This window comes from Collimonas sp. (genome assembly GCF_035566555.1).
In the GTDB taxonomy this organism is placed as follows: Bacteria; Pseudomonadota; Gammaproteobacteria; order Burkholderiales; family Burkholderiaceae_D; genus Collimonas.
In genome coordinates this window covers 72,555-81,412 of the sequence record NZ_DATMRB010000101.1, presented here as the reverse complement: position 1 = coordinate 81,412, position 8,858 = coordinate 72,555, and the positions used below count along the sequence as shown (strand labels likewise).

Annotated in this window: 9 protein-coding genes; 7 read left to right on the top strand and 2 right to left on the bottom strand. The window is 54.9% G+C overall.

Translation table 11 applies throughout. From position 1 onward, the window contains the following. Window positions 1–291 (top strand): helix-turn-helix domain-containing protein (locus VNZ65_RS13510; RefSeq protein ID WP_325669798.1); only part of this gene is annotated, 291 nt, incomplete at its 5' end. A 624-nt stretch (window positions 292–915) separates the two neighbouring features. Here VNZ65_RS13510 and VNZ65_RS13505 read toward each other — a convergent pair. Continuing rightward, window positions 916–1,581: a glutathione S-transferase family protein gene (locus VNZ65_RS13505; RefSeq protein WP_325669796.1), complete on the bottom strand. Its 666-nt coding sequence runs from the start codon at window positions 1,579–1,581 to the stop codon at window positions 916–918. 343 nt (window positions 1,582–1,924) lie between these two features. Then, window positions 1,925–2,968, bottom strand: a complete 1,044-nt coding sequence (locus VNZ65_RS13500) for an AraC family transcriptional regulator (RefSeq protein ID WP_325669794.1) — start codon at window positions 2,966–2,968, stop codon at window positions 1,925–1,927. Between the two features lie 209 nt (window positions 2,969–3,177). Between VNZ65_RS13500 and VNZ65_RS13495 the strand changes: the two genes are divergently transcribed. The 6 genes from VNZ65_RS13495 (at window position 3,178) to VNZ65_RS13470 (ending at window position 8,714) form a co-directional block, all read left to right on the top strand. Further along, the gene (locus VNZ65_RS13495; protein ID WP_325669792.1) at window positions 3,178–4,158 is read left to right on the top strand and encodes a quinone oxidoreductase; all 981 of its coding nucleotides are present in this window, start codon (window positions 3,178–3,180) and stop codon (window positions 4,156–4,158) included. A gap of 10 nt (window positions 4,159–4,168) precedes the next feature. Further along, window positions 4,169–5,017 carry a TauD/TfdA dioxygenase family protein gene (locus VNZ65_RS13490; RefSeq protein WP_325669809.1) on the top strand — a complete coding sequence of 283 codons (849 nt, stop codon included), beginning with the start codon at window positions 4,169–4,171 and terminating at the stop codon, window positions 5,015–5,017. A gap of 47 nt (window positions 5,018–5,064) precedes the next feature. Next, on the top strand, window positions 5,065–6,129 hold the full coding sequence (locus VNZ65_RS13485; protein WP_325669790.1) for a 3-keto-5-aminohexanoate cleavage protein: 1,065 nt from the start codon (window positions 5,065–5,067) through the stop codon (window positions 6,127–6,129). Window positions 6,130–6,345: 216 nt separating this feature from the next. Continuing rightward, the gene (locus VNZ65_RS13480; RefSeq protein ID WP_325669807.1) at window positions 6,346–7,557 is read left to right on the top strand and encodes an MFS transporter; all 1,212 of its coding nucleotides are present in this window, start codon (window positions 6,346–6,348) and stop codon (window positions 7,555–7,557) included. Between the two features lie 52 nt (window positions 7,558–7,609). Then, window positions 7,610–7,936 (top strand): Rieske (2Fe-2S) protein, encoded by a 327-nt coding sequence (locus VNZ65_RS13475; protein WP_325669789.1) that lies wholly within the window; start codon window positions 7,610–7,612, stop codon window positions 7,934–7,936. 205 nt (window positions 7,937–8,141) lie between these two features. Then, on the top strand, window positions 8,142–8,714 hold the full coding sequence (locus tag VNZ65_RS13470; RefSeq protein ID WP_325669787.1) for an RBBP9/YdeN family alpha/beta hydrolase: 573 nt from the start codon (window positions 8,142–8,144) through the stop codon (window positions 8,712–8,714). Window positions 8,715–8,858 lie beyond the last annotated feature (144 nt).

The window sequence follows — 8,858 nt, the reverse complement described above, 5'->3', positions numbered from 1 at the left end:
ATATTGCTGCTTATCGTGCTGATGGGCGAAGTTCGACGTTTCAGCGAGCTGCGCAGAATGGTCGGCGGCGTGAGCGAAAAAATGTTGTCGCAAACGCTGAAGCGCCTGGAAGCACACGGGCTGGTTCATCGGAAGTCGTATGAGACTGTGCCGCCCCACGTGGAATATTCCTTGACTCCACTGGGAAGAACCGTGGGCGAGAGAGTTGAGGCGTTGGCCGACTGTATCGACACCATCCTTCCCGACAGTTTAGATGCACGGCGTTCGCCCCCTTCGCCCAAACACATCTAGGCGTAAAGTCAGCTTCTCTGTCGTTTGTAAAGGACGGCCATACAATACTCCGATTGCCAAAAAAATGGGTCTGACACAGGAGCGATTGAATAGCTTTGGAGAAATGATATCGCGTATGCCGCCTGGAAGACCCGGAGAGGCGGAGGAGATTGCGGCTGCAGCACTTGGACAATCTGAACGAGTCGGCGAAATCCGGACTTATTTCGCTCGAGGGCTTTTGGAGAGGGCAGACGCTCTGACTAAGAGATTTCAAAAAGCGATAACCGCAAGGCGGTTACCCACCCACTGCTAACCTCAAGAGAGCCGATTGTGCTGATTACCAACTTGCATCCACGCTGGGATTACTGACTGCGGTCGGCATGGTAATACTGGCCGTCAAAATTTGGCCATAGCCAAATATCTGCCAATCCAGCTAATCGGGTGTCAGAGCGAACGTCAGCGTCGGCTCTGGGCCATGCGCCTGTCACGACGGGCCGAATACGGCCGATACCAGGCGACGCGCAGGCAAAATCAGACACCTGAATTTCTGGCCTTGTCTTGCACGGATTTGCCAGAGACACGCTCGCTTCACATGCAGTCTTTCTTCTGTTCTAGGGGCTTGTGAAGGTAAGGCACGTCAGTTCTTCAGACGGTCGGCGGATTGCCAGTGAAAACCGCCAATTGAGCGTCGAAAGCACGCTTGTAGGCGGGCCGCGCTTCGCCCTGGGCGACGTAGGCGGCAAGGTTAGGATATTCGCCCAGCATACCCGATGCTTTCAACCGGAGCAGCACGGTCACCATCATCAGGTCACCCGCACTGAACGCGCCATCTAGCCAGTCGGCATCGCCAAGGCGATCGGAAAGTTGGCTCAGCCGGTCACGGATACGATTCTGGACGACGGGCAGGCGCTGTTCGTACCAGCTCTTGTCGCCCTCCAGGAACTTGGTGGTTTGGAGATCAAGAATCGGCGGTTCAACGGTGTTGAGCGCGGCAAACATCCACGTGATCGCGCGTGCGCGGGCATTCGCATTGTCCGGCAGCAGGCCTGCATGGCGCTCTGCGATATGGAACACGATCGCCCCCGATTCGAACAGGGCAAGATCGCCTTCTTCATAGGTCGGAATCTGTCCGAAAGGATGAAACACTCGATGCGCGGGCTCTTTCATCGCAGCGAACGAAACAAGACGAACCTCGTAAGCCTGGCCCACTTCTTCAAGCGCCCAGCGAACGCGCATGTCGCGCGCAAGTCCCTTGCCACCATCGGGCGACCGTTCAAAGGCGGTGATTATGGGGATTATTGGAAGGGACATGGTGATTTCTCCTTTGCTGGATGTCTCGTTGAGTGTCGGATACGCATTTTCTGCCGCTCACTTACTAGACGTTTGAGATTGGGCTAAATCGACATCCTCCGCACTATTTTTTTGCTGGTTCTCAAAGATCGGATAAATCGGTGTCCCGAACTCAACAATTCAAGCAAACGATCTGCCTCCACTCAGATCAGACTGGCCAATTGCGGACATTCGTAGCCGGCAGGCCAGGGCCGAATTGAGCCTGTCGCGACTGGCTCAAAACGTACATGAACAGAACTTGGGGATTGCAGCGCGAAGCGCCTCACAGCGATGCCGGCTCGCACACCTCCACGATGCCGCTTGCTCAGGGAAGCCCGCCGCCAGATCCGCCGGCATTGTGATGATGCTGTTTCATGTGCGCCTTGCGCCAGATCGCCGGCGATTCTCCGAACTCGGCTTTAAACCACCTCGTGAACGAACTCGGCATGGAATAACCCAAGAGCACTGCCACTCGTCCCAGAGAGAAATTGGGATTTTCCATATAACGCACGGCAAGATCGCGCCGCGCGTGATTGACCAGATCCGAGAAAATTTCTCCGGATTCCGACAATTGACGCTGCATGGACCTGACATTCATCCCCATGCTTTGCGAGATTTGTTCTATGGTTGCACGTCCGCTAGGCAAAGAAAGATAGATTGCCTTTTCGACATCGGATGCAAGCGACTGTTCTGTTTCCCTTAGCAGGGTATCCACATAATTTTGCGCATACTTGGCCATCTTTGAATCTGCGCGCGGGTTCGGTGAATTGAGGTCGGAAGCGAGGCAGACGATGCCGTTGAATTCGCTGCCAAATTCGATAGGTACGCCGAATATGCGGCGATATAGATTCAACTGCGGCGGCGCCTGGTGAGTAAAGTTCACGCTGAGCGGCAGCCAGCGTTCGCCGATCAATGCATTAATCGTGCGGAACAGTACGCCCAGGGCCAGTTCGATGGCTTGTCGCGACGATAGTCTTCTATCCGCCACGATTTCTTCTTTGATGATCACTTTCTGATCGGCTTCTTCGACGTGAATAGCCAGGGATTCATTCAGAAGGTGCTTGTATTGAATGAGCGTCGACAAGACGTCTTTGAGGGTTTCCTGATGAGCAATGAGCAAACTCATCACGCCAAAATCGGATAATTGCCGCGATTCCGCCATCAAGAGGCCAAAAGTAGGGCAACTGGTCTGCTGTGCTGATTCTTCTAACAACTGAATTGCCGCACTGACGGGAATTTTCTGATCCGGATCCGCCAGCAGGTTCTTGCTCAAGCCGACCTTCTGCAACAGACTTTGAGGATTCAGTCCGAGGCTGTGCGCCACCTCAAAATAATTGGTCAGCGCCGCCGCCCTTACAAGCGTATTCATAAGAATCATCCCGTCAATCGACTGTAGCGTGATTTGATGTGCGATTTATTCTGTCATGAAATGTGTATTGCCCGCCTTCATTATGCAAGGTTTGTCATGAAATGCAAAGTTTGAGCCGCCCAATGTGAAGCGGGCTAACTCTTCCTCCAGTATATTTTTCTTCATGCGAAGAGATCGCAAAAGAAAAAATCAAAAACTGGAGATAAAGAATGTCTAAATGCGTCCGTTTTTACGAAACTGGTGGACCGGCAGTCCTGCGCTATGAAAACGTGGAAGTCGGGCAGCCCGGTGCTGGACAGGTCAGACTGCGGCATGTTGCCGTCGGACTGAACTTTGCCGATACCTATTTCCGTAATGGCACGTATCCCGTGCCCTTGCCATCAGGAATCGGCGTCGAGGCCTCCGGCGTGGTGCAGGCGGTGGGCAGCGGGGTGGCGGATTTGGCGATCGGCGATCGCGTTACCTATACCGGTTTTCATACGGCACTGGGGGCTTACAGCACCGAGCGTCTGATCGATGCGTCCCTGCTGATCAAGTTACCGGAAACCATTGCTTTCGAGGCCGCAGCCGCCATGACCATGCGCGGCCTGACTTCCGCCTACCTGATGCGCCGCATCCATGCTTACCAGCCCGGCGACAGCATCTTGTTGCATGCAGCAGCGGGCGGTGTTGGCTTGATCGTCTCCCAGTGGGCAAAAATTCTCGGGCTGAGAGTGATCGGCACCGTATCTTCCGATGCCAAGGCGGCGCTTGCGCTGGCGAACGGATGCGACGCAGTCATCAACTACAGCCACGAAGACGTCGCCAAGCGCACCCGCGAGTTGACAGACGGACGCGGGGTCGATGTCGTGATCGACGGCGTCGGTAAAGATACCTTCATGTCTTCACTGAACTCGCTCAAGCGCCGCGGCTTGCTGGTCTGCGTCGGCACAGCATCGGGCGCCATTCCGCCATTTGATCCCGTGTTGCTGGCCATGAAGGGATCTGTCTTCATGACGCGCCCGGCGCTTGCCGATTACATCGCCGATCCGGCGGAAAAGGCGGCGCTGGCGAACGAGCTGTTTGCCCACGTCGCCAGCGGCAAAATCAATATTCAGATCAATCAGCGCTACAGCCTGGAAGACGCGGCGGCGGCCCACCACGATCTGGAGTCGCGCAGCACGACTGGTTCTTCCATCTTTATCATCTGAGGAGGCGGTCATGCGGATTGAGCAATTGACTTGCAGCATAGGTGCAGAGGTAATGGGCGTCAGTCTCGCCGATGCGGTCCACGATGAGGCGCTGTTTACCGAAATCAGATTGCAGCTGGTCAAGCATAGGGTGCTGTTTTTGCGCGATCAGGATATCAGCCGGGCCGAGCATGTTGCCTTTGCACGCCGCTTCGGCGAGCTGGAGGATCACCCGGTTGCCGGCAGCGACCCGGATTACCCGGGTCTGGTGCAGATTTACAAGACGCCTGAGCAGCCGAATGCGCGCTATGAAAATGCCTGGCATACCGATGCCACCTGGCGCGCGGCGCCGCCATTCGGCTGCGTATTGCGCTGCGTGGAAACGCCGGATGTCGGCGGCGATACGATTTGGGCAAATATGGTTCTGGCATACGAAAACTTGCCTGAAGACATCAAAAACAAGATTGCAGCATTGCGTGCGCGTCACAGCCTTGAAGCCAGTTTTGGCGCCGCCATGCCCATCGAAAAGCGTCTGGCGTTGAAAGCGCAATTTCCCGATGCGGAACATCCGGTGGTCAGGATACATCCCGATACCGGCGAAAAGATTCTGTTTGTGAATGCATTTACCACGCACTTCACCAATTTTCATACGCCAGCCAATGTCCGCTTCGGGCAGGATTGCGCGCCTGGTTCCAGCCTCTTGCTAAATTATCTGATCAGCCAGGCCAATATTCCTGAATACCAGGTGCGCTGGCGCTGGAAGAAAAACAGCGTTGCGATCTGGGATAACCGCAGCACCCAGCATTACGCGGTCATGGACTATCCGCCGTGCCATAGAAAGATGGAACGCGCCGGCATTGTCGGCGACCTGCCATTTTGAGTTCAAGCTAATTTTTAAATAAAACAGAATATTCCAAGGAGTCCACCATGCAATTTCTCGACGATTCATTGTTTCCGGAAAATCAACACAAGGTAGTCATCACAGTCGCGCCGTATGGTCCGGAATGGGAGCCGCGGGATTTTCCGGAAGATATTCCGCTCACCATGGAAGAACAGATTCAAAAAGCGGTGGATTGCTATAACGCCGGCGCCACGGTATTGCATCTGCATGTGCGCGAACTCGACGGCAAAGGCTCCAAGCGTCTGTCGAAATTCAATGAACTGATCGCCGGCGTCAAGGCTGCAGTGCCAGACATGATCATCCAGGTCGGCGGTTCGATTTCCTTCGCCCCGGAAAGCGACGGCGAAGCTGCCAAATGGCTGTCGGATGACGCACGCCATATGCTGGCTGAGCTTTCGCCGAAACCGGACCAGGTGACCGTGGCGATCAACACGACGCAGATGAATATTACAGAGTTGATGATCCGCTCAGAGCTGGCGGGGACTTCATTGATGGAACCTGGCTATTACGAGGCTTACCGAGAAATGACCGTGCCTGCCGGCCCAGGCTGGGTGGAAGAGCACTTGCGTCGCTTGCAGGCGGCCGGCATCCAGCCGCATTTCCAGCTGACAGGCATGCATGCGCTGGAAACGCTGGAACGGCTGGTGCGCCGGGGCGTCTACACAGGCCCCTTGAATGTAACCTGGATTGGCATCGGCGGCGGCTTTGACGGACCAAATCCGAATAATTTCATGCAGTTCATTAACCGTCTTCCTGATGGCGCATGCTTGACCGCGGAATCGCTGATGCGCTACGTATTGCCATTCAATATGATCGCGATGGCGATGGGCTTCCATCCACGCTGCGGTATCGAAGACTGCATCATGGACCAGCATGGAAAGCGCATGACGTCTGTGCAGCAGATCGAGCAGTGCGTACGCATTGCCCGTGAACTGGGGCGTGAAGTGGCAAGCGGCAAGGAAGCGCGGGAAATCTACAAGATTGGCGTCCAGTACAAGAGTGCGGAAGAGACGCTGGCAAAACTCGGCATGGCGCCCAACCGCGTGCAAGGCGAGCGAGGTTTTCCACTACGGGAAGCGCAAACACAGTAAGCCACAGCCATACATCATGATAAATGCAAACCGGAGCAGAGCTATCTGCCCGAGTTTGCAAGCTTAGAATCGCAAAAAAAGCGATCTACACCGGAGACAATCTTGGCTTATCACTACACATCATCTGGCGTGGACGCGAGTCCGGTCGTCAATGTCACGCGGCGTTACGCCTGGCTGGTTTTTGCACTGACCTTGGGATTGCTGATCTCTGACTACATGTCGCGTCAGGTGCTCAATGCGGTATTCCCGATGATCAAAGCCGAATGGAATCTATCCGATTCCCAGCTGGGCGCCTTGGGAGGCATCGTTGCCCTGATGGTCGGGTTGCTGACATTTCCTCTTTCCTTGTTCGCGGATCGCTGGGGGCGGGTTAAAAGCCTGGTGCTGATGGCGACGTTGTGGAGCCTGGCGACGCTTGCCTGCGGCTTGTCGCAATCGTATCACCAGATGTTTCTGGCGCGGTTTTTTGTCGGCGTCGGTGAAGCTGCATACGGCAGTGTAGGGGTAGCCTTGGTGCTATCCGTCTTTCCTGCCAATCTGCGTTCCACGCTGACGGCGGCATTCATGGCCGGCGGCTTGATAGGTTCCGTTCTTGGCGTCGGTTTGGGCGGCATGCTGGCCACGCACTTCGGCTGGCGCTGGTCGTTTGGATACATTGCCTTGTTCGGCCTGCTGCTCGCCATCCTCTTTCCACTGTGCCTGAGAAAGAACAGAGCGGCTCTGGATCATCCGAACGGTACTGGATTCCCGCAAGCCTCTGCCGCATTCAAAGGCCAGCGCGCGCCACTGATTGGCTTGTTCGCGACCAGGTCCGTGTTGTGCGCCTATGCCGGAAGCGGCCTGCAGCTGTTCATTATCAGCGCCCTGGTCGGCTGGATGCCGAGCTATCTGAACCGGTCTTACCAGATGATGCCGGACAAGGCCGGCATTCTCGCCGCTGCATTTTTAATCAGCGCCAGTCTGGGCATGGTTCTGTGCGGCATGGCGAGCGATCGTCTGGGACGCAATTCGCCGGTACGGAAAGTGAAGCTGGTCATCGGTTTTTGCATTGCCAGCGGCGCCTTGCTGATGTTTGCCTTTCAATTGCCCTTGGGCTCCAGCCAGCTCATTTTCATTGCCTTGGGCATGTTTTTTGCTGCCGGATCGGCGGGTCCGGCAGGCGCCATGGTCGCTAATCTGACCAGTCCTTCCATCCACGGCACCGCATTCGCGACGCTGACTTTGGCAAACAATTTACTAGGCTTCGCACCCGGTCCGATCGTGACCGGAATTCTGGCGGACCGGCTAGGCCTGCAAGCGACATTGCAGTTGATTCCTTTGATCAGCATAGCCTCAACTCTGGTGTTCGTGATTGGTAAGCATTATTACGAAAACGATCTGAGCAAAGTCGCATCGCTGGCCGTGGAAAAAAATATCGCGACATGCTAACCGAGACCGGCCGACATGCCGTTACGCAGATTCTGTTGAGAGGCAAAGCGCAATGACAGCGACATCGCAGGTGCTTCCAAAAATGGATATAGCCATCGGTCAAAGGAAGTTTGCCCGCATCGATGGAAAAGATATCGCAATTTTCAATGTCGACGGAGATATCTATGCGATTGACGATAGCTGCCCGCATTCGGGTGCCTCGCTGTTTCGCGGCAGGCTGGATGGCTACATGCTGAAGTGCCCCGCGCATGGCTTGAGTTTCGATATTCGTAGCGGATGCATGAAATATGGCCCAGGCATGGTTGTCCGCACTTATGCAAGCAAACAGATTGATGGAGAAATCGTGATCGATTGCTCAGAAGTAAAGAACGCTGAATAGCAATATGTGCTGCAAGAACCGATCGCCATGGGCGTAAAACCGGCTCTTTTGATGGGCACCGAAGCGCCAATTTTAGCCAGCTCCGTTTTGTTCAAATTGAACATGCAAGCGAGAGGCTGAATTTTCACTAAACGCTTGAATCAAGGCTGACGCAATCCGCGTGAACGCCAGGCACCGTTTCGTCTGCAGTATTTGGAGAGTCGCTATGTTAGATCAAAAGAACAGCACCATTTTAATCGTTCCCGGACTGCGGGATCACGTGCCGGATCATTGGCAGAGTCTACTTGAGGCGCGCTTGTCGGCATTCAGGTCGGTTCCGCCGCTGGAGACAAACAAGCTGGATCTTGGCGCAAGGATCGCCGCGATCGAGAAAGCCATCGATGACATCGACGGCCAGATCATCGTCGTTGCACATAGCGGCGGAACCATCATGTTCGCGCATTGGGCGCAGACACATTCGACTGAAAAAATCCAGGGTGCTTTGCTGGCCGTCCCGCCGGATTTTGAAAAGCCGCTGCCACCGGGCTATCCGGCTATCGAGGAGTTGAGGGAAAACGGATGGTTGCCGGTGCCGCGCACGCCGCTTCCGTTTCGCTCCATCGTTACCGTCAGCGAGAACGACCCCCTGGGCGACATCGCAGCTGTCAGCGCGTTGGCCGGCGACTGGAACAGCCAGATCGTCAACCTGGGCAAGGTCGGACACTTGAACCCGGCTTCAGGATACGGGAACTGGCCGGAAGCGGATGTACTGATTCAACGGCTCATCGATCAGTGTTGATTGCCTGGAATTTCAGTTTTTCTTACTCAAGGCTTGATTCATTTTAAAGATCGAAGAAGCCGCATTTCTGTTTAAGGAGAAAAAGTAAAAGCCATAGACCTCAAAAACCTGATTTGCCGAGAATCGTGACGATTCTGTCTGAAT